We start from the raw sequence: 20,605 nt of genomic DNA, 5'->3' as shown, positions 1-20,605 counted from the left end.
CTGCGAGCACAGCTGCGAAAGGTAGCATGGGCAACGTGACCCAGACCCCCACGCGGCAGCCCGAGACTGGCCCTGATGCATCGCCGGCAACAGGTCCCGGCCGTCCCGACGGCCGGGCGGCCGGCAAGGACCGGAACCGCTTCAGCACCGGCCGCAACCTTGAAGGGCACCGCTGGATCGGCCGCCCCGCCGAGGCCAACACCCCGGAGGCCCTCCGGGAGCGCCTGATCGGCGGCCTCCAGAGCTGGCGGGACTACCCGGCGTCGCTTCGGCTCTGGTACTGGCTCATTCCCGTCCTGACGGCCGCGCTGGGCGGCGTCCTGCGGTTCGTCCGGCTGGACACGCCGCGCAACCTGGTCTTTGACGAAACGTACTATGTCAAAGACGCGTACTCATTCCTGGTCAGCGGATACGAGCGCAGCTGGCCGGACCGGGCGAACGACTCGTTCATCGCCGGCAACCCCGGCGTGCTGCTGAACACGCCGGAGTACGTCGTCCACCCGCCGGTCGGCAAGTGGATGATCGCCGCAGGCATGTGGCTGTTCGGGGCGGACAATCCCTTCGGCTGGCGGTTCGGTGCGGCCCTGACGGGGACACTGTCCATCCTCCTGCTGGCCCTGATCGCGCAAAAGCTCTTCCGCTCGCTCACTCTGGGTGCCGTGTCCGGCATCCTGCTCGCCGTGGACGGCCACCACTTGGTCATGTCCCGGACCTCGCTGCTGGACATCTTCCTGATGTTCTGGATCCTCGCCGCGTTCGGGGCCCTGCTGATGGACCGCGACGACGGCCGGAGGCGGCTCGCTGCCCGGCTCGGCCGGCAGGCCGCGGCCTCCGCCACGGGGCGGCCCTCGGCGCTGCAGCTCACCTCCGGGCCCTGGCTCGGCATCCGGTGGTGGCGCCTCGCGGCGGGCGTCTGCCTGGGCCTGGCGGTCGGCACGAAATGGTCCGCCCTGTTCTTTCTGGCCGGATTCGGCCTGCTGACCGTCTTTTGGGACCTCAGCGCGCGGCGCATAGCCGGCGTGCATGCCTGGATCAGCGGCGGCATCCTCAAGGACGGCGTCCCGGCCTTCCTGAGCATCGTTCCGGTGGCCGCCCTGGTCTACGGCGCCACATGGACCGGGTGGTTCCGGTCCACGGACGCCTACTTCAGGCATTGGGCCGACGCCAACCCCTCGGCCGAGTGGGGCTGGCTGCCGAACGCCGTCCGGTCCCTGGCGCATTACCACCTGGAGGCCTACAAGTTCCACCAGGGCCTCAGTGCCGACCACCCCTACGAGGCCAGCGCCTGGAGCTGGCTGGTCATGGGCCGGCCCACGTCATTCTTCTACGAATCCCCCGGGCAGGGCACCCCGGGCTGCGAGCTGACCAACTGCACCACCGCCATCCTCTCCGTCGGCAACCCGTTGATCTGGTGGAGCGCGGCCGTGAGCCTGGGTGTCCTGCTGTTCTGGTGGGCGGGCCGCCGCGACTGGCGCGCCGGCGCAGTCCTGGCCGGAGTGGCCGCAGGATATCTCCCCTGGTTCATGTACCCGGAGCGCACCACCTTCTTCTTCTACGCCGTGTCCTTTGAACCGTTCCTGGTGCTGGCGCTCGTCTATTGCCTGGGGCTGGTGCTCGGCCAGCGCGGTGACCCCCTCTGGCGCCGGCGGTCCGGGTTCTACCTGGTGGCGCTGTTCGTGGTGGCGGCCGTGCTGGTGTCCGCGTTCTTTTACCCGGTCTGGACGGCCGAGGTGATCCCGTACCAGGACTGGCGCATCCGGATGTGGATGCCGTCCTGGATCTAGGGCAGGATTGCAGGGAAATGTCCGCCGAACTCCGGGCGGACCAGGAAATGGAGACTCGGCTGTGAGAGAAGCAAGCACCGGACTGCTCGTGGAGCTGGACCCGGAGAGCAACGTGACTGACCTGCTCCTGGAGCAGCACGCGAAGGATCCCGTGCACGCCCTCTACTCCCGCAAAGGCCCTGGCGGCTGGACCGACGTCTCCGTCCAGCACTTCCTGGAGCAGGTCACTGCCCTGGCCAAGGGCCTGATCGCCGGCGGACTCACGCCGGGCGAGACCGTCGCGGTCATGTCCGCCACCCGGTACGAGTGGACGGTGGTGGACTTCGCCATCTGGTTCGCCGGCGGCGTCACCGTTCCGATCTACGAGACCTCCTCCGCGTCCCAGGTCGAGTGGATTCTCCATGATTCGGGGGCCCGGCGGGTGTTCGTCGAGGACCACGCCAGGGCCGCTCTCGTCCAGGGCGTCCTGGACGCCTCCACCGTCCTCGGTGACCGGCTTGTTGCCGTCGTGCGGATGGAGCACGACGGCGCCGCACCGAACCTGGCGAGCATGGCCGCGGCCGGCACCGGGGTGACCGACGCCGAGCTGGAACGCCACCGGACCGCGGCGTCCCTGGCGGATGTCGCGTCCCTGGTCTACACCTCGGGCACCACCGGCAAGCCCAAGGGCTGCGAGATCACCCACGCCAACTTTGCCCTGGTGGCCAAGAACATCGTCCTGTTCCTGCCCGAGCTCCTCATGCAGCCGCGTTCCCGGACGCTGATGTTCCTGCCCCTGGCGCACGTCCTGGCCCGGGCGGTGCAGGTGGTCTGCCTTAGCTCCGGATCCACCCTCGGCCACACCGCCAGCGCCAAAGAGCTCCTGGACGATCTGGACAGCTTCAAACCCACCTTTCTGCTGGTGGTCCCCCGGATCTTCGAAAAGGTCTACGCCGGAGCCGCGCAGAAGGCGGACGCCGCCGGCAAGGAACGTATCTTCACAGCCGCAGCGGCGGCCGCGATCGACTACTCCAAGGCCCTCGACGCCGCCTCCCGGGGCAACGGCACGGGCCCGGGGCTCCTGCTGCGTGCCCGGCACGCAGTCTTCGACCGGATCCTGTATCCCAGGCTCCGGCAGGCCTTCGGCGGCCAGTTGCGGTACACGGTCTCCGGCGCGAGCCCGCTGAGCTCCAACGACGCCCATTTTTTCCGCGGCGTGGGTATCCCCGTCCTGGAAGGCTACGGCCTGACCGAAACCACGGCGCCCTGCACAGCCAACACCCCGGCACGGACCAAGGTGGGCACCGTCGGCATCCCGGTGCCGGGCACCACAGTCCGGGTGGCTGACGACGGCGAGATCCTGGTCAAGGGCATTGGCGTCTTCAAGGGCTACCACGCGAACGAGGCCGCCAACGCTGAGGCCTTCGTGGACGGTTTTTTCCGGACCGGCGACCTCGGTTCCCTCGACGAGGACGGATTCCTGACCATCACGGGCCGGAAGAAGGACCTGCTGGTCACGGCCGGCGGCAAGAATGTCGCCCCGGGCCCGCTCGAGGAGAAGATCCGGGAGCACCAGCTGGTCGGACAGGCCGTGGTCGTTGGCGACGGCCGGCCCTTCGTCTCTGCACTGGTGAACCTGGACCCGGAAGGACTGCGCAACTGGTGCGCCGCCCGGAAGGTGCCCGTCATGGCGCCGGCCGAAGCCGCCGCGGACCAGACGGTCCGGGCCGCGATCCAGGAAGCCATCGATGCCGCGAACCTCACGGTCTCCAAGGCCGAGTCGATCCGCAGTTTCGTCATCCTGGACGCCGACTTCACCGTGGAATCAGGGCACCTGACCCCCTCGCTCAAACTCAAGCGGGCCGCCGTCGTGCGGGACTACGAACAGCACATCAACCGGATCTACGGCTGACGCCGGGCAACCGGCCCGTCGTCAGACGGTGTGCCGGGTGCGCGCCGGGCCCTCTGCGTCGCTGCCGGCCGTGCCGTCCGCCGCGGGCGCAGCCTCGKCGGTGGCGCCAGTGCCGGCATCAGTATCGGTGCCCTTGGATGTGGCGGCGGCCTTCTTGCCGAGGCCGCGGCGCCGGCGCGTGGGCCAGGTCAGGACGAGGGTGACCAGGGAAGCGAGCAGCACGAGGCTTCCGATGACGATCCCGGCGTCCATCCAGAACTGGCCCGGGAAGAGCCGGATCAGGGTGTCCTGAAGCGTAAATGTCCAGGTCCCGTTGGCGAAGAAAATACGGTGGAAATCGGTGAAGAACTGCTCCCAGCCGAGTACCGCGAGGGTCCCGAGGCCGATGATGAGCGCAAGGGTGACGATCGAGCCGGCGAACAGGCCGCGGCGGACTCCCCCGTTATGGCGGCGCTTGAGGTAGATCACGGCCACCAGGCCCAGCAGGATCAGCAGGGTACCGGCGCCGAAAGTGGACAGGATCACGGCCTTGACGTCGGCCATGTGGCTGACTTCGCCGTCCTTGAACAACCGCTCCCCGCTTTGGTCCACAAGATCGCCGAGGTAGCGGGGGCCCGACCAGTTGCTGAGGTAGTCCACCGCGTAGGAACCGTACGTCATGCGGTCATCGGTGCTGAAGCCGTAGCCGTCACCGGGGAAGCCCGGACGGTTGTATTCCACCCAGAGGAACAGGGGGCTGGTCACGGCGCGGACGGCGAGCACCAGCAGGATGACCGGGTAGAACACGGCGAGCAGCACCTGAAGCACCCGCGGGAGGACGGGCTTGGCCTTGGCCGCCTGCTCGCGTTCGGCGTTCCGGCGTTCGGCGTTGCGGCGTTCGACTTCGTCCTCGGGGGCGGTGTCAGGACGTGCGCCGACTGATACGCCGGCTCCTGCCCCGCGCGCCTTGTCATCCGACGGGGGAGCATTCGAGGTGGCCACATCCGACTGGGCAGTATCCGACGGCCCCGTGGCGGCGGCCTCGGCCGCCTTGCGGTCGGCGCGGCTCTCCGGCTGGCTGGCGGTGGGCGTTGCCGACGGCGCCGCCGTGCCCTCTGCTGATCCCGCTGCTGCGGCTGATCCTGTCTTGCCGGCGGCTGCGGCCGGCCCTGCCTTGCCGGCGGCTGCGGCCGATCCTGCCGGGCCGGCGGCTGCGGCCGATCCTGCCGGGCCGGCTGCCGTGCCCGCCGTGGGCTTGCCGGCGGCGGCCGGCTTCATCCAGTCGAACGCCGGTTCGTCGGTGTCGTCCGACGGATCCAGGTGCGGATCCGGCCGGTCGGGAGGGGTGGGACTCTTGTCAGTCACGTGGAGCTTCGCTTCCGTAGGCTTCTGCGCTGCCCGGCCTGCGCCCGGCTGCGCAACTTATCTGGCTCTGAGCCTACCGTCCGAGGATTGGGCTCAGCGAGGTGCCACCCCGTCAGTTGGCGTATTGGGCCCAAGGGATGTTCCAGTCCCCGAAGCCGTCATCGAAGTTGGCGTACTCCCCCTCGGTGTTCACCACCTGGACGACGTCGCCGGTGGTCATGTTGTCGAACACCCACTTCGCGCCGTCCGGGCCCAGGCCGATACAGCCATGGGAGAGGTTCGTCTTGCCGATGTAGGGCATCGCGGACTCCGTGGCCTGGTGGATGAATTCCCCGCTGGGCGTCAGGCGCGTGGCGTAGTTGACGTCCAGCTGGCCGTAGTAGGCCGGGTCCCCCGGTTTGAGCCCGATCGTGGAGGCATCCATGTGCTCCACACGGTGCTTCTCCATGAACACGAGGAAGCCCCGTGCCGACGGGAACCGGGTGTCGCCCATGGTCGCCGGCCAGTGGCCGGCCGGCTTGTCGTTGATGCTGACGGAGAACGTATGGGCCTTGGCGTCGGCGACGGCCACCTTCTTGTCCCCGATGTGGACCGTTACCGTCTTGTTGAAGTTGCCGACCTGCCCGTTGCCGAGCTCAACGCCGAACAGCTTCATGTCCATGGTGATGGTGCTGTTCGCGGCCCAGAAGGCCTCCGGCCGGTACCTGACAGTGTTGTTGTTGAACCAGTGGAAATCACCCACCTGGCCGGACGTCGAGGTGATTTTGATGGCCTTTTCGACGGCGGTCCGGTTCAGGACAGGCTCGCTGAAGGTGATCTGCAGGGGCTGGGCCACACCCACCTTCATCCCGTCCAAGGGGTATATGGCGGCGTCAGCCTCGTTGGCGGTCGAGACGGTGGTGAACGCGCGCGTGCTGTGTGTCTCGCGTCCCGCGTCGTCCACCACGGAGTACGTGAAGTTATACCGCGTGTTGAACGTCAGGTTGCCGGAGGACGTCCAGGTGGACCCGTCCGTGCCCAAGGTGCCGTCAACGGTGTCGCCGTCATCGCTCGTCAGGGCCACGCGGTCAATCCGGCCGTTCGTGACCTTGAGGGAAACCGGCGCCGCAGGGTTGACCTGCTTGGCGCCGTCGGCGGGCGAGACGGCCAGTTCAGCGGGGGCGACCACCGGGACGGCGAGTCCCGGCGTCGTCCGGGCCGGGGATCCGGCCTCGGAGGAAATCCCGGACTGGGCCAGCCCCGGAGCCGCCGCGGCGAAGGCTCCGCCGCCGGCTGCCAGGGCACAGAGCACCCCCAGCAGGGCGATCTTTCGGCCGGTACTCCAGGTTTTCAGGGCCATCACAGGACCCGGGCGTTTCCACACGTCATCCTGCCAGCATAAGCGAATTACCTTGGAACCCCGGCCCGATTCGACCACGATCCGGTTACAAAAGCGCCCCCAAAACGGTCACAGCAAAGGGCCCCGGACCTTCGTCCGGGGCCCTTTGGGAGGGTTCCTAGTAGCGGTAGTGGCCGGGCTTGTACGGTCCGGCTACGTCGACGTCCAGGTACTCGGCCTGTTCCTTGGACAGCTCGGTCAGCTCCACATCGAGGGCACCCAGGTGCAGGCGGGCGACCTTTTCGTCCAGGATCTTGGGCAGGACGTACACCTGGTTCTCGTATTCCCGCTCGCCCTCGGGCTGGCCGGCCTTCGTGAACAGTTCAATCTGGGCGATCGTCTGGTTGGCGAAAGAGTTGCTCATGACGAACGAGGGGTGTCCGGTGGCGTTGCCGAGGTTCAGCAGGCGGCCTTCGGACAGGACGATGATGGAGCGGCCGCCCTTGCCCGTGGCCGGGTCAGTTTCGAAGACCCACTCGTGCACCTGGGGCTTGATCTCGACCTTCTTGATGCCGGGGACCCGCGCCAGCCCGGCCATGTCGATCTCGTTGTCGAAGTGCCCGATGTTGCCCACGATGGCCTTGTCACGCATCTCGGCCATGTGCTTGGCCATGATGACGTCCTTGTTGCCCGTGGTGGTGATGAAGATGTGGCCTTCGCTGAGCACGGATTCCAGCTTGGCGACCTGGTAGCCGTCCATGGCCGCCTGGAGCGCGCAGATCGGGTCGATCTCCGTGACGATCACGCGCGAACCCTGGCCGCGGAAGGCCTCCGCTGCGCCCTTGCCGACGTCGCCGTATCCGCAGACGACGGCGACCTTGCCGCCCATCAGGACATCGGTGGCGCGGTTGATGCCGTCCGGCAGGGAGTGGCGGATGCCGTACTTGTTGTCGAACTTGCTCTTGGTGACAGAGTCGTTGACGTTGATCGCCGGGAAGAGCAGCTTGCCCTGCTCCGCCAGCTGGTACAGGCGGTGCACGCCCGTGGTGGTCTCCTCGGTGACGCCGAGCAGGAGGGCGCCGATGCGGGTCCATTTCTGCGGGTCGGCCTCGAGGGATGCGCGCAGCACGTCGAGGAACACCCGGCCTTCCTCGGACTCGTCCTCGGCGGCGGCTGGGACAGCGCCGGCGGCCTCGAACTCGACACCCTTGTGCACCAGCATGGTGGCGTCGCCGCCGTCGTCCAGGATCATGTTCGGGCCCAGCCCAGGGTTGGCGTCGGCGCCCGGCCAGGTGAGGATCTGCTGGGCGGTCCACCAGTATTCCTCCAGCGTCTCGCCCTTCCAGGCGAAGACGGGGACGCCCTGGGGGTCCTCGACGGTTCCGTTGCCGACCACCACTGCGGCGGCGGCTTCGTCCTGGGTGGAGAAGATGTTGCAGGAGGCCCAGCGGACTTCGGCGCCGAGGGCGGTAAGGGTCTCGATCAGCACCGCGGTCTGGACGGTCATGTGCAGGGATCCGGCGATCCGGGCGCCCTTGAGCGGCTGGCTGGCGCCGAACTCCTCGCGCAGGGACATGAGTCCGGGCATCTCGTGCTCGGCGAGGCGGATCTGGTGGCGGCCCGCCTCGGCCAGGGAAATGTCCGCAATCTTGTAATCGAAAGTCATCTGAGTCCTTTGTTGTGGCCGGTGGCATCGCGTGTCTGGAGCTGGGCGATTCTGGATTGGAGCAGGATCTAAGCAGTCATTCGGTGCCGCGGGCCTCCCCGATGGGTGCCCGGCGGCGTTTTGGGGCGGCTATTCCGCGGCGTGGCGCGGGGCGGCGTCGTGCAGCTTCGCGTCGTGCTGGTCAGCGGGGGCCGCCGCTGCGGCGGGCAGCAGTTCCGGCGGCAGCAGCAGCGGGATGCCGTCCTCGATTTTGTACCGCAGCTTGTTCCCGGCGCCATCTGCCGTGACGGTGACGAGCTCGTCGCCTTCCTGCACCAGGCTGGAGCCGGTGACGGGGCATCGCAGGACAGACAACAGTTCGGAACTGAGCTTGGGCATGGTGAACGCTCCCTGATGGGCGCCGCAACAGGGCGCCGGTGGCTGAGTGGCTGACGGCTTTTTGCAGTTTCCACCCTACCGCCAGTTGGAGCCTTAGGAAGGTTCGCGCAGGACGCGCAGATGTCCGCGCCGGGCGCCCTCGGCCGGGGCCGGTGCCTCCAGCGCCGGGTGCAGCGTGCGCTGCCCCTTCGCCGTCTCCCCCGCAGCCGGACGTGAGGCCGCCTCGCGGACCGCGTTGGCGAGGGCCAGGAGGTCGTCGGGGCCGGGACCGGCCGGAGTTGCGGGCATCGCCAGCCGCATGACTTCCCAGCCGCGCGGCACGGTCAGCGAATCGGCGTGCTGTTCGCACAAGTCGTAGCAGTGCGGTTCGGCGTACGTCGCCAGCGGACCCAGAACGGCCGTGGAGTCGGCGTAAACGTACGTCAAAGTGGCCACCGCAGAATTGCGGCAGGCAGACCTAGAACAAATACGAATTGCACCCACGACATCACAGACTACTCCCCCTCGGACCGGGCGCTGCGCATTGAAACGTCTGTCGTTGTGCCGCGCCGCGGCCGCGGTTGTGCTGCGGCGCGGCAGTGGTTGTGCCGCGGCGGGGCCGGGGCTGCGCGGCGGCGGATCGCCGTCGGGGCTGTATCGCGTATTTCATTGCGCGGGTTTAGAGTCAAGATATGCAGTCATCGCACCACGATTCGGGTTTCACGGTCCGGTTGGCTGACCCCGACGCCGGACGTACAGGCGCCGGTTCCGGCCCCGCCGGCGCGCCTCTGGCCGGGTCGCCTGCCGCCGTCCAGGGAAAGACCTTCCGGCAGCGCCGCAGGAACAGGCACGGCCGGGGCCTTCGCGGCGAGCTCATTCTCCCCACCCTGCCCGGCTACCGGACCCGCTCCGACCGCTTCGATGACTTCGTCCTGGACTCGGCCCAGCGGCTGCACGATATCTGGGGCAAGCCGCTCGACGGCGTCCGCTTCGCCGTTGACGAGATCCCCCCGGGCCTGGAGCAGCTCGTGGCGGACCGCACGCCCGCGCCGATGGGCGCTTTCACTGCTGCCACGGCCGAGGACGGACCGGTCATCACGCTGTACCGCCGGGTGGTGGAGCAGGTGTGCGGAACCCGGGACGAACTCCAGGACCTCGTGCACGACGTCGTCGTGGAATACACGGCCGAGATGCTCGGCGTACCCCCGGAGTCCCTCGACCCCGTCTATCGCCGCCGGTACTAGCCCGAGCCTGCTTCCGACCTGCCCCGGGCCTAGTAGCCCAGCGTGACGTGGACTTGCCGTTGTCCTGCCGCTTCCGGCGCCAGCGCCACCGCGGAAATGTCCTGCCGGCCGTCCCGCGCCAGAACAAGTGCCCCGTATGCCGGATCCCCGGCGGCGGACACCACATAGCCCACGAGCGGCGAGCCGCCCACGTCAGCGGGGATCTTGATGGACACGGTGGTTCCGCCGGCAATGTCGGCGGTGCCCGCGGTCCGGATCTTGCCGTCCGCAGTGATCGGCGTGTAGGTCACGGTCGCCCGGCCGGCGGGGGCACCGAGAACGAGCTGCCGGTCGCCCGCGCGCGGAACCGCAACGATGTGCTGGCTGCCCAGCCGGGCCGAGGCGGCGGAAAACGCGATGTCCGCCGCGTCCCCGGCCTGCAGTCCCCGCGTGAGCCGGGCAGTGGCCGCGAACGAGACATCCGAGCTCGTCGCCACGGTGTAGGTCCCGGCCGGGACCCCGGCCAGGGAAACTTCCGTGACCGCGCCGGCCTTCGCCGTCACCACGCCGCCCCCGGGCAGCGCCTTCTGGCCGTCGGGACCATACAGCTTGATCTCGACCACGGCGTCGGTGGCCCCCGGCACGGCGACTTCGAGGGCCGGTCCGGCGTCGGCGAAGCCGGGCTTTGCCTTGAGCGCGGCCAGTGCCGCGGGATCCTGGATGTCGAGACCGGCGGCCACCTGGCTGACGGACGGGGCGGTGCCGGGGGTGATGAAGTCGACGCCGCCGGGAGTGAGGCCGCGGAGCACGCTTTGCTGGATCACGGCAGCCACCGGGCCGCCGGTGCTGCGGACCCGCACGCCGAGCCGTTCCTGTCCCGGCGCGAGCCCGGCCAGGATGATGGAGCGGGAGCTGCCGGGCGCCACCAGCAGGCCGCGGCTGCCGGGAGCCTGGATCGGGCCTTCGGAACCAAAGAGGTCCAGGCTCACGGTCGCCGGCGTGCTGGAGGCATTGGTCAGGTTCAGGACTGCCGACCGGCCGAGCGCCGTGTTGGCGCCGACCAGCCAGAGATCGTTGCCGGGCTGCTGGCACGCGGCGGCCGCGGAACCCTGGAGGTCGCCGTCCTCGGCCGTGTAGCTCAGGACGGCGCCGGCAGCCGCCTGGTGGTTGTTTTGGGCATCGGCGCTGAGGACGCTGATGTTGTCCACCTCGCGCTGGGGCAGGACGCCGGCGACCAGCACGGGCGTGCGGGCCGGGGGCGCGGAAGCTGCGGGCGCGGCGCCCGGCGCGATTTCGGCGAGGGGGGCACCTTTGAGCGGGGCGAGCCGGCTGCCGGGGATGATGCCGGCGCTTGAGCCGAGCACGGCGGCGCTGACGGCTGTCTTCGCGGTGGCGGATTCCGGACTGAACTGGGGGTCGGTGCCCACGGGGGTGCCCTCAAGCAGCCGGGCCGGGCCCGGGCAGACCCCGACGCTGCTGCCGGCCGGAACCGCGGCGACCGGGGCCTCGAGCTGCCTGCTGGCGGGGTTCTGGGGCGTCAGCGACGCCGCCGATACCAGGCCCCCGCCCGCGGCAACGAGGGCGACCGCGGAGAGGATGCCGCCGATCACTCCAGCCCGCGGCAGGCGCCCCTTCCGCGGCGACGGACCCGTCGCGGCCTCCGTTTGGGTTTCTTTTTCGTTGTCGCCCTTAGACATGCTGAGGTTCCTTACGCAGGGAGGCTTCGTCCCTGGACAGGCCGGTGTTGGACCGGCGGGCAGGCATGGGCACGGCGAGGAGGACGGTCAGCCCGATCATCACGGCCTGCGCAATCCCAATCAGGACCGCCCACGGCGCTTCGTAACGGATGCTCAACTGGCCGCCCTGGGCCGGCAGGGTGAAGGCCTGCGACCATCCCGACGTCGTTGAGGTCAGGCGGCGCCCGTCAAGCCACGCGCTCCAGCCCGGATCGGCCCGCTCGGCGAGCACCACCAGGCGGCCCTCGGGGCCGGCCGGGACCGTGCCGGCCGCCGAGACTTCTTCGGAAGGGAGCAGTCCGATGGCGGCGCCGCTGCCGTCCACTACCCGGACCCGGTGCGCGACGTCGGAGTCCGTGATGCCGGGCCGGTCCTGCGGGCTGACCCGCCAGAGCCAGCCCGTCCCCGTCTGTCCGACGGCAACAAGTCCGGGAACTGCGTCCATGCGGCTGGCCGTCAATTCGGAGGCTGAATCGGCAACCCGGAGAACGACAAAGCCGACGCCGAGCCGCTCGAGGTCTTCCCGCGGATCCACGCCTTCGCCGGCGACGATGGTGGCCACGACGTTCCGGAGCGATCCGGCGACGGCGTCGTCGTCGCGGACCGTCTCCTGGCCCGGCGCTCCCAGGATGCCGCGGGCGGCGGCGATCGTTGAGAGTGCGTCCAGGGTTGTCCCGGCTCCGCGCATGAGTGTTGCGTCGAAGCTTCCGTCCTCGTTGCTGGCAATCAGGAGCGTCCTGGACTGTTCCGGGCCCTCGCCGCGGTCAACCGCCGTGGCGGGCAGCGTGCGGGCCTGGGCAGGCTGGACGAGCCTCGGGGTCCCGAGACCGGAGTGTCCCGCGGTGGCTGCCGGTGCCTGTGTTGGTGTCTGCGACGTAGGCTGCAGCAGGTTTTGTGCGGTCCACACGGTGAACCCGGCCAAGGGGGCGGCCAGCAGCAGGACCATGGATGCCGCGGCCGTGCCGCGGATCAGGACCTTCCGTGCCAACCCGGTACCGGCGGTCCGGTCGGCGGCGTCCAGGAGCCCTTCGGCTCCGATCAGGGCAGCGCCCAGGAACGCGAACGCGGCCGCCGAAACGGCGGGGCCGGGGAACGGCGTGACCAGGACCTCGGCGCTGGCGCCGGAGGCGACATGCCCGGCGAGCCAGCCGCCGGCCAGCATCAGGACGGCCACGGCCCACAGGCCCCGTGCCGTCCGGGTGCGTCCGGCCAGCACAAGCCGGCGCGGCATGAAGAGTGCGGCCAGGGCCAGCAGCAGCACCGGCAGCCCGAACAGCAAGGCCAGCAGCAGTGCCCACGGCAGACCGGCCGGCCCGGCGGAACCGGCGGCGGACCCGCCGAAGGCGGTGAGCCCGGTGAGTCCGGCGCCGGCGTCGAAGTTCAGTGGCTGCCCCAGGGCCTGTTGCCACAGTGGGGCGGCGTCGAAACCGAGCGGCAGGCCCGGGTCGGCAAGGAGCGCCCGCGGCCGGTCCAGGACCGAGAAGGCGAAGGGCAGGAACAGTGCCAGGCTGGGCAGGAGCGCCCACCACACCGTGCGGCCGCGCCGGCCCAACAGCACGCCGCAGAGGGCCACGACGGCCATGGACGGCAGCAGCAGCGAGGGCGCCGCGGCGGTGACGACGGCCAGGGCGAGGCCCGCGGCGGCGGCAGCCGTCCACGACGGCGTCCCGTTGACGCCGGGACGGGCGGCCGGCGTGGGGATGGGCCGTCCCTGTCCCGGGGCCGGGACGGCATGGATGCCGCGGCCCGCGGCCGTGCCGGTCGCGCGGAGCAGCGCCAGGACGACCACCGGGATCATGACGTGCGCGACCAAGGCGCCGAGCCGGCCCTGGTTCAGGGACACCTGGAGTGCCGGCGCCGCGGCCCACAGCAGGGCGGCCGCAAGGCGCAGCCTCCGGCGGGCAGTCAGGGCGCCGGCAGCGAACCACGCGCCCAGCGCAGACAGCGGCATGGCGAGGATCAACAACCAGCCCACGCCGCCGTTGGCATCGCCGGCACCGAGCACACCGAGCACCCACAGCAGGTAGCCAAAGGGGTCGCCGTGGCCCGGAAGGCCCGCGTCCAGACTGATCCACCAGGTGGAGGCATGGTTCCAGATTTCGGAGAGGCGCAGTGAGACGGGGATCAGCGCGCCGCCGGAGACGGCCGGGGCCCGGAACAGGCTAAGCAACCCTGTCAGGGAGACCGCCAGGGTCAGGAGTATGGCCAGCACCGCACCGCTGCCCACCCACCCGCGGTCCGGGGTGGCGATGGCGGCGAAGTCGTCGGTGTTCCCGGTGGGCTGCTCGGCCAGCGGACCGGCACCCGTCAATTCGCTGCCGAAGTCGTCGGCGCCGAGCGCCTCAATCAGGGAGCGCCGGTGCGCCCAGACCTCACGGCGCGGCGTCTGCAGTCCTTTCATGACGGAGCGCCGGATCCGGCGCGTGCGCGCGGCATTGCGGCGTCCGCGGACCACCGCCGCCGGGCGGCCCAGTGCGGCAAAGGTCGCCAGCAGTTGGGAGAACCCGTGCCCCGGGTCCTTGACCGCAATGCTCAGGACGAGTTTGAAGAGGCTGCCCAGGAGGGCGCCGGCCGCGTGCAGCGGGACTTTCCAGCCGGCCGCGTGCTTGAGCCGCAGGTGCACCTGTGCCTTGCGTGCGGCCGTCGCGTTGCCAAGGGCGTGGGGACGGTGCGAGACATGGAACATCCGGGCGCTGGGGACCACCACCACGCGGTGCCCGGCGAGGCGGTTGCGCCAGCAGAAGTCGACGTCGTCGCCGCTTCCGGGCAGGGCCGGATCGAAGCCCCGGAGCTCCTCCCAGATGTCGCGGCGGACCAGCATGCCGGCGGAATTGACCGCAAAGGTATCGCTGCGGCCGTCGTACTGGCCCTGGTCGAGCTCGTCGGCGTCGATCAGCGTCAGCCGCTCGGCCCAGCGGCTCGTGGAGAGTCCGACGTCGATCAGCCGCCGCTCGGCATGCCAGTCCAGCTGCTTGCAGCCTGCCACCGTGACCGACGGCGCCCGTTCGACCGCGCGGAGGAGTTCGGCCAGGGCCTCGGGTGCCGGTGCGGCGTCGTCGTGCAGCAGCCAGATCCAGTCGGTGCCCGGCGCCGTGGCGGCGGAGCCCTCCGCAGGCCACGGCGCGAGGGCCTTGAGCCCGGCCATGACGGCTCCACCCATGCCGGACCGGGGCTGGTCGAAGACGGTGACGTTGGCCTTGCCCAGTTCCTGTTCAAGGAGGGCGGCAGAGTGGTCGCGGGATCCGGTGTCGACACCGATCACGGCGTCGGCGGGCCGTGTTTGGGCCGCCAGCGCCGCAAGGGTCCTGGGGAGAAAATCACCGCCGTCGTGGGAGACCACGACGGCGGTGACTCGTACTTCTTGAAGAATTAGACTGCTCGCTTCCTAAGCCGGCGCCGCTCGCGCTCGGAGAGGCCTCCCCAGATCCCGAAGCGCTCGTCGTTGGACAAGGCGTACTCGAGGCACTGGGAACGCACGTTGCAGGCGCCGCAGACTTTCTTGGCGTCGCGGGTGGAGCCGCCCTTTTCGGGGAAGAAGGCTTCGGGATCAGTCTGGGCGCACAGGGCATCGGTCTGCCAGCCGAGCTCGCCCTCGTCGTCGAAGTCCTGCCGGGACGGTAGTCCGATCCAGACTGGCTGCCCGGCGGTACCGGAACCGGGCGAATGGAGCTCCATCGGCGGGTCGAGGGGATCGGTGTCATGATCCGGGCCGGACAGGAGCTCGTCGTGCGCTGCGAGGAAGGCCGTGGCGGCCTCCTGCAGGGAATCCTTGGTGTGTTCGTTATAGCGGTCAGCTGCGTCCGGATCCGCCGGATCTACGTACCAGTCAGTCGGCACGCCGCGTGACCGGTATTTCGCCGTGGCCTGGCCGGCAACTACGGCATCTTCATGGATACGCTCTGCTAGCCCCATGGCGTCCCCCTCCTGATTTGCAGCCACTGCAAGACCCCCTTGGACACTCGGTTGAGTGCCGGTTTTGTGCAGTGGCTTTAGATAACTAATTACACGCGTGTAAGTATCCGGGAGTCAAGCCACGGCGGAGATAATAATCAACTTGATACACAAAGTGGAGGCACGCCACGCCCGGAATTTTTTCGCCTGTCCCGCGAGAACCCGCGGAATAATCAGGGTACTGAGCACTTTTGGGGCTTTTCATTGAATTTTCGGGAAATTTTCCCGCGCCCTGCGCGGACCCCGCCGAACACGGGGCCGCCGGGGTGACGGACGTCACGGAGCCGGGGGCTGATTGGCCGTGACAACAGCCGTGGCAAGATGAGGGCATGAGCATTCCGGCAATCGACCTGATGACAGCGCTGCGCTCCGGCCAGGCCACGGCGCCCCGGCTGACCTGGTACGGCCCCGATGCGGAACGGGTTGAACTCTCTGGCCGCGTGCTGGACAACTGGGTCGCGAAGACTTCCAACCTGCTGCAGGACGAACTCGACGCCGAACCGGGCATGCGGCTGCGCCTGGACCTGCCCGCGCACTGGAAGTCGGTGATCCTGGCCCTCGCGGCCTGGCAGCTTGGCATGGAAGTGGTCTTCGACGACGCGGAGGCGGACCTGCTGGCCACCGCGGACCCTGGTCCGGGCGCTGCCGCGGGCGGGTTCGACGCCGTCCTGGCCGTGTCGTTGCCGGCACTGGCCATGCGGTGGACGGGTGAACTGCCCAGCGGCGTCCTCGACTATGCCGCCGAGGTCCGCTCCCACGGCGACATTTTCATGCCCCACGTGGATCCGGAGGCGGAACGTCTCGCCGTCCGCACCTCCGACGGCGCAGTCCATGCGCACGGGGCGCTCCTGGACGGTTTTGCCGCGGCCCAGGACCCCGGACTGCGGCTGCTGGTTCCCGCGGCCGACGGCCTCGAAACCGTCCTTGCGCAGTCATTGGGGACCTGGAAGGCCGACGGTTCCGTGGTCCTGGTGCACCCCGAGGTAGTGGTGACCGGCAAACTGCGGGACGCCGAGCGCATCAGCGGGGACTGATCCCCTGGCACTGACTTCCGGGACGGCGGTTCCTTAGGCCGGCGGGCCGGGCAGTTCCGAATCGTTGACGCGTTCCCTGACGGCCGACGTGGCAACGGGCTGGGAGTGCGGGTGCCGTTCGATGATCTCGTGGTCGTGCGAGAACTCCGGCTCTGCGTCGAGTTCCTGGTTGAACACCAGGAAGCGGTAGGCAAAGAACCGGACCACGGTCGCGACCAGGATGCCGACCACCCCGGCCAGGAAGAGCATGTTCTTGTCGGTGACTCCCATGCCGTACTTCGCGACGGCGGTCAGGCCGGTGGAGATACCGATGCCGATCCCGTTGATGATGAGGAACATCACGAACTCGCGCAGCACGTTGGCCTGCCGGCGGTGCCGGAACGTCCAAAAACGGTTCGCAACCCAGGAAAAGACCGTCGCCACGCTGGCCCCGAAGAAGCGGGCCTTGGCCTCGCTGTCGGTCATGGGACCGTGCATCAGGTAAAACGTCAGTCCGTTGTCGATGACGAACGCGATGCCGCCGACGGCACCGAACTTGGCCACTTCGCGCCAGAACAGCGAGGCAAGCCCGCGCATGCGCTCGTTAAGTGTAGTAATCATGACCCTCCGTGGCCTTCTGGAACTGTCGGCCATTGGGCCAAACGCCCATTTTAGCGCCGTTTCCCGGGAGTTCGCCCGCAGCGGCCACTCAGACGGCTCCCTGCGGACCCGGCGGCGGGCGCCCGGCGCGCGGGTGCGAAACCCCCGTCCCGGCACCGTTCCCGCGCTTGCCAATCCCCAAAAGCCGGGTTCCCGTGAGGTTTTCGGTAGGCTGGGACTTGTGACTTTTCCTGTAATCGGTGTTGTTGGCGGCGGCCAGCTTGCCCGCATGATGGCCCCTGCCGCGACCGCCCTGGGCTTTGAGCTCCGTGTTCTCGCCGAAGGCGAGGACGTCTCCGCAGTCTCTGCCGTGGCTAACGCCCCGGTCGGCGACTACAAGGACCTGGAGCATCTGCTCGAGTTCTCCCGCGGGCTCGACGTCCTGACCTTCGACCACGAACACGTCCCCACCGCCCACCTGCGGTCCTTGATCGGTGCCGGCGTGAACGTCCATCCCGGCCCGGATGCCCTGGTCAACGCCCAGGACAAGCTGGTGATGCGCGCCGCGATCGACCGGCTCGAGCTTCCGAACCCCACGTGGGCCTCCGTCGCCAATGTCGCGGACCTCGTCGCCTTCGGCGAGCAGACCGGCTGGCCGGTGGTGTTGAAAATGCCCCGCGGCGGCTACGACGGCAAGGGCGTGCGCATCGTGTCCTCGGCAGAGGACGCGGAGGCCTCCGCCGACTGGTTCGAGGCCATGTCCCCCCTGCTGGYCGAAGCCAAAGTGGAATTCAGCCGCGAACTCTCGGCCATGGTCGCGAGGACGCCGGACGGTGAAACACGGGCATGGCCGGTGGTGCACACCATCCAGGTGGACGGGGTGTGCGATGAAGTCATTGCCCCGGCCCTGGACATCTCCGTCGATGTTGCCGCAGCCGCGGAAAACGCCGCGGTCCGGATCGCCGGCGAACTCGGCGTGACCGGTGTCATGGCCGTCGAACTCTTCGAGACCCCGGGCGTGGGCGCAGGCTTCCTGATCAATGAACTCGCCATGCGCCCGCACAATACCGGGCACTGGACCCAGGACGGCTCGGTGACCAGCCAGTTCGAGCAGCACCTGCGGGCCATCCTGAACCTGCCGCTGGGCGCCACTGACCTGCTGGGGCCGGTCGTGGTGATGAAGAACTTCCTCGGCGGCGCCAACCAGGACCTCTATTCCGCCTTCCCCGCCGCCCTCGCAAGCGAGCCGGCGGCGAAGGTGCACTGCTACGGCAAGGCCGTCCGGCCCGGCCGGAAGATCGGCCACGTCAACCTGGTCGGGACCTCAGCCGCCGACGTCGACTCCGTACGGCAGCGGGCCACCACCGTGGCCGACATCATCCGGAACGGCCGGGCCCACGCCGGCGCAATGCCGGCAACTTCCGAGGAGACCGCATGAGCACCGCACCCAGCCCCAAAGCCAACGAAGCGGGAACCCCCCTCGCCGGCACCCGCGCGGACACCCCGCTCGTTGGCCTCGTCATGGGCTCGGATTCGGACTGGCCGGTCATGGAAGCCGCCGCAGAAGCCCTCGCCGAGTTTGGAATCCCGTTCGAGGCCGACGTCGTCTCGGCCCACCGGATGCCCACGGAGATGATCCGCTACGGCCAGAGCGCCCACGAGCGCGGTCTTCGCCTGATCATTGCCGGCGCCGGCGGCGCCGCGCATCTTCCCGGCATGCTGGCCTCGGTCACTCCCCTGCCGGTGATCGGCGTCCCCGTGCCGTTGAAGACCCTGGACGGCATGGATTCCCTGCTGTCCATCGTGCAGATGCCGGCAGGCGTTCCGGTCGCCACCGTCTCGATCGGCGGCGCGCGCAACGCCGGCCTCTTGGCTGTGCGCATGCTGGCCTCGGGCACGGATGAACTGGCAGTCCAGCTCCGGGCGGACCTCCTGGAGTTCGCCCAGGAGCTGAATGACGTCGCAACCAGGAAGGGCGCGAACCTGCGGCACAAGGTCAGCGAAGTGTTCGCCGCCGGAAACGTCACCCCGCGTAGCGGCAATTAAGGCAGCCATTAGGAATCCCGGCATGAGCAGCAGCTACGCCCCCACACACCGCCCTGAGCAGTCCGGGCGGGCACTGGGCGATCCGGTCCGGCACCCCTCCGGCGCCCCGTCCCCGGTGCTCACCAAGCGGGCGTTCGTCCTGATCCTCATGACGCTGCTGGTTCCCGGCAGCGCCCAAACCGTCGCGGGCAACCGCCGGCTTGGCCGGGCCGCGCTGCGCGTGACCTTTACGGTCTGGGCGCTGGCCCTGCTGGCCGTACTGCTCCTGCTCGTGTCCCGCTCCACGCTGATCAACCTCCTCACCGGCACGGTGCCTTCGCTCTTGCTGGTGCTCGGCTTCGCCTGCCTGGCCATCGGCTGGGCCGCCCTGTTCCTGAACACCTTGCGGCTGATCCGGCCCGGGATGCTGGCGCCAAGGATCCGTCCCGCGGTGGTGCTGGCGCTCGTGCTGGCCATGATCCTCAGCAGCGGATCCCTGGGCTACGCGGCCTATCTGCTCAATGTCAGCCGCAACGCCATCGGCAGCATCTTCTCCGGCTCCGGCCCCACCCTTGAGCCGTCCGAGGGCCGGTACAACTTCCTGATGATGGGCGGCGACGCCGGAGCGGACCGCACGGGCCGCCGGCCGGACAGCCTCTCGGTGATCAGCGTCGATGCCAAGACCGGCAGCACGGCGATCATCTCCGTGCCCCGCAATCTCCAGAACGCCCAGTTCAGCGCGGAGTCGCCGATGCGCCAGGTGTACCCGGATGGCTACAACTGCGGCGACGAATGCCTGATCAACGCGATCAACACCGAGGTCACCAACCAGCACCAGGACCTCTATCCCGGGGTGGCCGACCCGGGGGCGCAGGCCACCCTCGAAGCGGTGTCCGGAACGCTGGGCATCAAGGTCCAGGCGTACGTGCTCGTGGACATGGACGGCTTTTCCAAGCTGATCGACGCCATGGGCGGCATCCGGATCAAGGCCGGCGGCTGGGTCCCCATCAGCGGGCCGATGGTGGATGAGGCCAACGGCATCCACGGCATGCCGGACGGCTGGATTCCGGCGGGAGACCAGACGCTCGACGGCTTCCACGCCCTCTGGTACGGCCGGTCCCGGGAATTTGTGGACGACTATGCCCGCATCCAGCGCCAGCAGTGCGTGCAGCAGGCGATGCTGAAGCAGCTCGACCCGGCAACACTGCTGGCCAAGTTTGAGGACATCGCCAAGGCCGGCACCAAGGTGGTCGAGTCAAACATCTCCTCCGGCCAGCTCGGCAGATTCGTGGACCTGGCCATGAAGGCCAAGGGACAGGACGTCAGCCGCCTGACCATCGGTCCGCCGGACTTCGACGCCGCCTTCTCCACGTCCCCGGACTTCGACGTCATCCACGCGCGGGTGGCCAAACTGCTGGCCAGCCCGTCCGCCGGCGCCGCAGCTGATGACAACGCCGTTGACGATGCGGTCCTGCAGCCCGGAACGGCCGCGGGGCCGGTCTCCGCCGCCGGCCCCGTCCCGGCCACCGATCCCCCGCCCGCGCCGTCGGACTTCACCCCCGTGACCACCACGCCGGACGGCGAGCCGATCACCGAAGAGATGCTGAACCAGTTCAAGCGCAACGGCGACGAGCAGTCGATCCGCGACCTCGTCGCCACCAACGGACAGTGCGCGCCGCTCTAACCCCGGCAGCAGC

General features: G+C 69.2%; 16 protein-coding genes. 7 read left to right on the top strand and 9 right to left on the bottom strand.

The window, feature by feature from the left end; translation table 11 throughout:
* Nucleotides 1–26: 26 nt before the first annotated feature.
* Together AC1D1W_RS03470 and AC1D1W_RS03465 are read left to right on the top strand one after the other, a co-directional pair.
* On the top strand, nt 27–1,784 hold the full coding sequence (locus AC1D1W_RS03470; protein ID WP_476942949.1) for a dolichyl-phosphate-mannose--protein mannosyltransferase: 1,758 nt from the start codon (nt 27–29) through the stop codon (nt 1,782–1,784).
* A 61-nt stretch (nt 1,785–1,845) separates the two neighbouring features.
* The gene (locus tag AC1D1W_RS03465) at nt 1,846–3,675 is read left to right on the top strand and encodes an AMP-dependent synthetase/ligase (protein WP_476942948.1); all 1,830 of its coding nucleotides are present in this window, start codon (nt 1,846–1,848) and stop codon (nt 3,673–3,675) included.
* 21 nt (nt 3,676–3,696) lie between these two features.
* Here AC1D1W_RS03465 and AC1D1W_RS03460 read toward each other — a convergent pair whose 3' ends face one another.
* The 5 genes from AC1D1W_RS03460 to AC1D1W_RS03440 all read right to left on the bottom strand — a co-directional run bounded on the left by AC1D1W_RS03460 (nt 3,697) and on the right by AC1D1W_RS03440 (nt 8,864).
* Nucleotides 3,697–5,019 (bottom strand): TIGR01906 family membrane protein, encoded by a 1,323-nt coding sequence (locus AC1D1W_RS03460; protein WP_476942947.1) that lies wholly within the window; start codon nt 5,017–5,019, stop codon nt 3,697–3,699.
* Between the two features lie 112 nt (nt 5,020–5,131).
* Nucleotides 5,132–6,358 (bottom strand): L,D-transpeptidase, encoded by a 1,227-nt coding sequence (locus tag AC1D1W_RS03455; protein WP_243179902.1) that lies wholly within the window; start codon nt 6,356–6,358, stop codon nt 5,132–5,134.
* A gap of 157 nt (nt 6,359–6,515) precedes the next feature.
* Nucleotides 6,516–8,003: an adenosylhomocysteinase gene (gene ahcY / locus AC1D1W_RS03450; RefSeq protein ID WP_243179904.1), complete on the bottom strand. Its 1,488-nt coding sequence runs from the start codon at nt 8,001–8,003 to the stop codon at nt 6,516–6,518.
* A 129-nt stretch (nt 8,004–8,132) separates the two neighbouring features.
* Nucleotides 8,133–8,381 (bottom strand): hypothetical protein, encoded by a 249-nt coding sequence (locus AC1D1W_RS03445; RefSeq protein WP_243179906.1) that lies wholly within the window; start codon nt 8,379–8,381, stop codon nt 8,133–8,135.
* A 93-nt stretch (nt 8,382–8,474) separates the two neighbouring features.
* Nucleotides 8,475–8,864 carry a DUF3499 domain-containing protein gene (locus AC1D1W_RS03440; protein ID WP_028276503.1) on the bottom strand — a complete coding sequence of 130 codons (390 nt, stop codon included), beginning with the start codon at nt 8,862–8,864 and terminating at the stop codon, nt 8,475–8,477.
* A 188-nt stretch (nt 8,865–9,052) separates the two neighbouring features.
* Here AC1D1W_RS03440 and AC1D1W_RS03435 point away from each other — a divergent pair, with 188 nt between their 5' ends.
* Nucleotides 9,053–9,604, top strand: coding sequence for a metallopeptidase family protein (locus tag AC1D1W_RS03435; protein WP_028277395.1), 552 nt, complete (start codon nt 9,053–9,055; stop codon nt 9,602–9,604).
* A 29-nt stretch (nt 9,605–9,633) separates the two neighbouring features.
* Here AC1D1W_RS03435 and AC1D1W_RS03430 read toward each other — a convergent pair whose 3' ends face one another.
* The 3 genes from AC1D1W_RS03430 to AC1D1W_RS03420 are packed head-to-tail and all read right to left on the bottom strand — an operon-like array spanning nt 9,634 to nt 15,231.
* Nucleotides 9,634–11,280, bottom strand: coding sequence for a DUF5719 family protein (locus AC1D1W_RS03430; RefSeq protein ID WP_476942946.1), 1,647 nt, complete (start codon nt 11,278–11,280; stop codon nt 9,634–9,636).
* Nucleotides 11,273–14,659, bottom strand: a complete 3,387-nt coding sequence (locus tag AC1D1W_RS03425; protein ID WP_476942945.1) for a glycosyltransferase family 2 protein — start codon at nt 14,657–14,659, stop codon at nt 11,273–11,275. Before AC1D1W_RS03425 ends, AC1D1W_RS03430 begins: the two co-directional genes overlap by 8 nt.
* Before the next feature lie 29 nt (nt 14,660–14,688).
* Nucleotides 14,689–15,231, bottom strand: a complete 543-nt coding sequence (locus AC1D1W_RS03420; RefSeq protein ID WP_052355088.1) for a WhiB family transcriptional regulator — start codon at nt 15,229–15,231, stop codon at nt 14,689–14,691.
* 368 nt (nt 15,232–15,599) lie between these two features.
* On the opposite strand from AC1D1W_RS03420, the gene AC1D1W_RS03415 reads away from it, so the two are divergent.
* Nucleotides 15,600–16,304 carry a TIGR03089 family protein gene (locus tag AC1D1W_RS03415; protein ID WP_243179927.1) on the top strand — a complete coding sequence of 235 codons (705 nt, stop codon included), beginning with the start codon at nt 15,600–15,602 and terminating at the stop codon, nt 16,302–16,304.
* Between the two features lie 33 nt (nt 16,305–16,337).
* On the opposite strand, the gene AC1D1W_RS03410 is transcribed toward AC1D1W_RS03415, so the two are convergent.
* A complete protein-coding gene (locus tag AC1D1W_RS03410; RefSeq protein ID WP_476942944.1) occupies nt 16,338–16,904 on the bottom strand; it encodes a GtrA family protein in 567 nt (188 codons plus the stop codon).
* A 268-nt stretch (nt 16,905–17,172) separates the two neighbouring features.
* Between AC1D1W_RS03410 and AC1D1W_RS03405 the strand changes: the two genes are divergently transcribed.
* From AC1D1W_RS03405 to AC1D1W_RS03395, 3 genes are all read left to right on the top strand, one after another.
* Nucleotides 17,173–18,321 carry a 5-(carboxyamino)imidazole ribonucleotide synthase gene (locus AC1D1W_RS03405; RefSeq protein WP_476942983.1) on the top strand — a complete coding sequence of 383 codons (1,149 nt, stop codon included), beginning with the start codon at nt 17,173–17,175 and terminating at the stop codon, nt 18,319–18,321.
* An 83-nt stretch (nt 18,322–18,404) separates the two neighbouring features.
* A complete protein-coding gene (purE, locus tag AC1D1W_RS03400; protein WP_459385965.1) occupies nt 18,405–18,929 on the top strand; it encodes a 5-(carboxyamino)imidazole ribonucleotide mutase in 525 nt (174 codons plus the stop codon).
* 22 nt (nt 18,930–18,951) lie between these two features.
* Nucleotides 18,952–20,592 carry an LCP family protein gene (locus AC1D1W_RS03395; RefSeq protein WP_476942943.1) on the top strand — a complete coding sequence of 547 codons (1,641 nt, stop codon included), beginning with the start codon at nt 18,952–18,954 and terminating at the stop codon, nt 20,590–20,592.
* Nucleotides 20,593–20,605: the final 13 nt, after the last annotated feature.

The sequence above is a fragment of the Arthrobacter sp. P1_B4 genome, from assembly GCF_056406555.1.
Note: the sequence above shows the minus strand (reverse complement) of the source record. Positions and strands in the feature narration are given on the sequence as shown.

Excerpts from the sequence above, each read along its gene's own strand:
- AC1D1W_RS03470 (WP_476942949.1), top strand. The coding sequence starts at position 27 with ATGGGCAACGTGACCCAGACCCCCACGCGGCAGCCCGAGACTGGCCCT.
- AC1D1W_RS03455 (WP_243179902.1), bottom strand. The coding sequence starts at position 6,358 with ATGGCCCTGAAAACCTGGAGTACCGGCCGAAAGATCGCCCTGCTGGGG.
- ahcY (WP_243179904.1), bottom strand. The coding sequence starts at position 8,003 with ATGACTTTCGATTACAAGATTGCGGACATTTCCCTGGCCGAGGCGGGC.
- AC1D1W_RS03445 (WP_243179906.1), bottom strand. The coding sequence starts at position 8,381 with ATGCCCAAGCTCAGTTCCGAACTGTTGTCTGTCCTGCGATGCCCCGTC.
- AC1D1W_RS03435 (WP_028277395.1), top strand. The coding sequence starts at position 9,053 with ATGCAGTCATCGCACCACGATTCGGGTTTCACGGTCCGGTTGGCTGAC.
- AC1D1W_RS03430 (WP_476942946.1), bottom strand. The coding sequence starts at position 11,280 with ATGTCTAAGGGCGACAACGAAAAAGAAACCCAAACGGAGGCCGCGACG.
- AC1D1W_RS03420 (WP_052355088.1), bottom strand. The coding sequence starts at position 15,231 with ATGGGGCTAGCAGAGCGTATCCATGAAGATGCCGTAGTTGCCGGCCAG.
- AC1D1W_RS03415 (WP_243179927.1), top strand. The coding sequence starts at position 15,600 with ATGAGCATTCCGGCAATCGACCTGATGACAGCGCTGCGCTCCGGCCAG.
- AC1D1W_RS03410 (WP_476942944.1), bottom strand. The coding sequence starts at position 16,904 with ATGATTACTACACTTAACGAGCGCATGCGCGGGCTTGCCTCGCTGTTC.
- purE (WP_459385965.1), top strand. The coding sequence starts at position 18,405 with ATGGGCTCGGATTCGGACTGGCCGGTCATGGAAGCCGCCGCAGAAGCC.
- AC1D1W_RS03395 (WP_476942943.1), top strand. The coding sequence starts at position 18,952 with ATGAGCAGCAGCTACGCCCCCACACACCGCCCTGAGCAGTCCGGGCGG.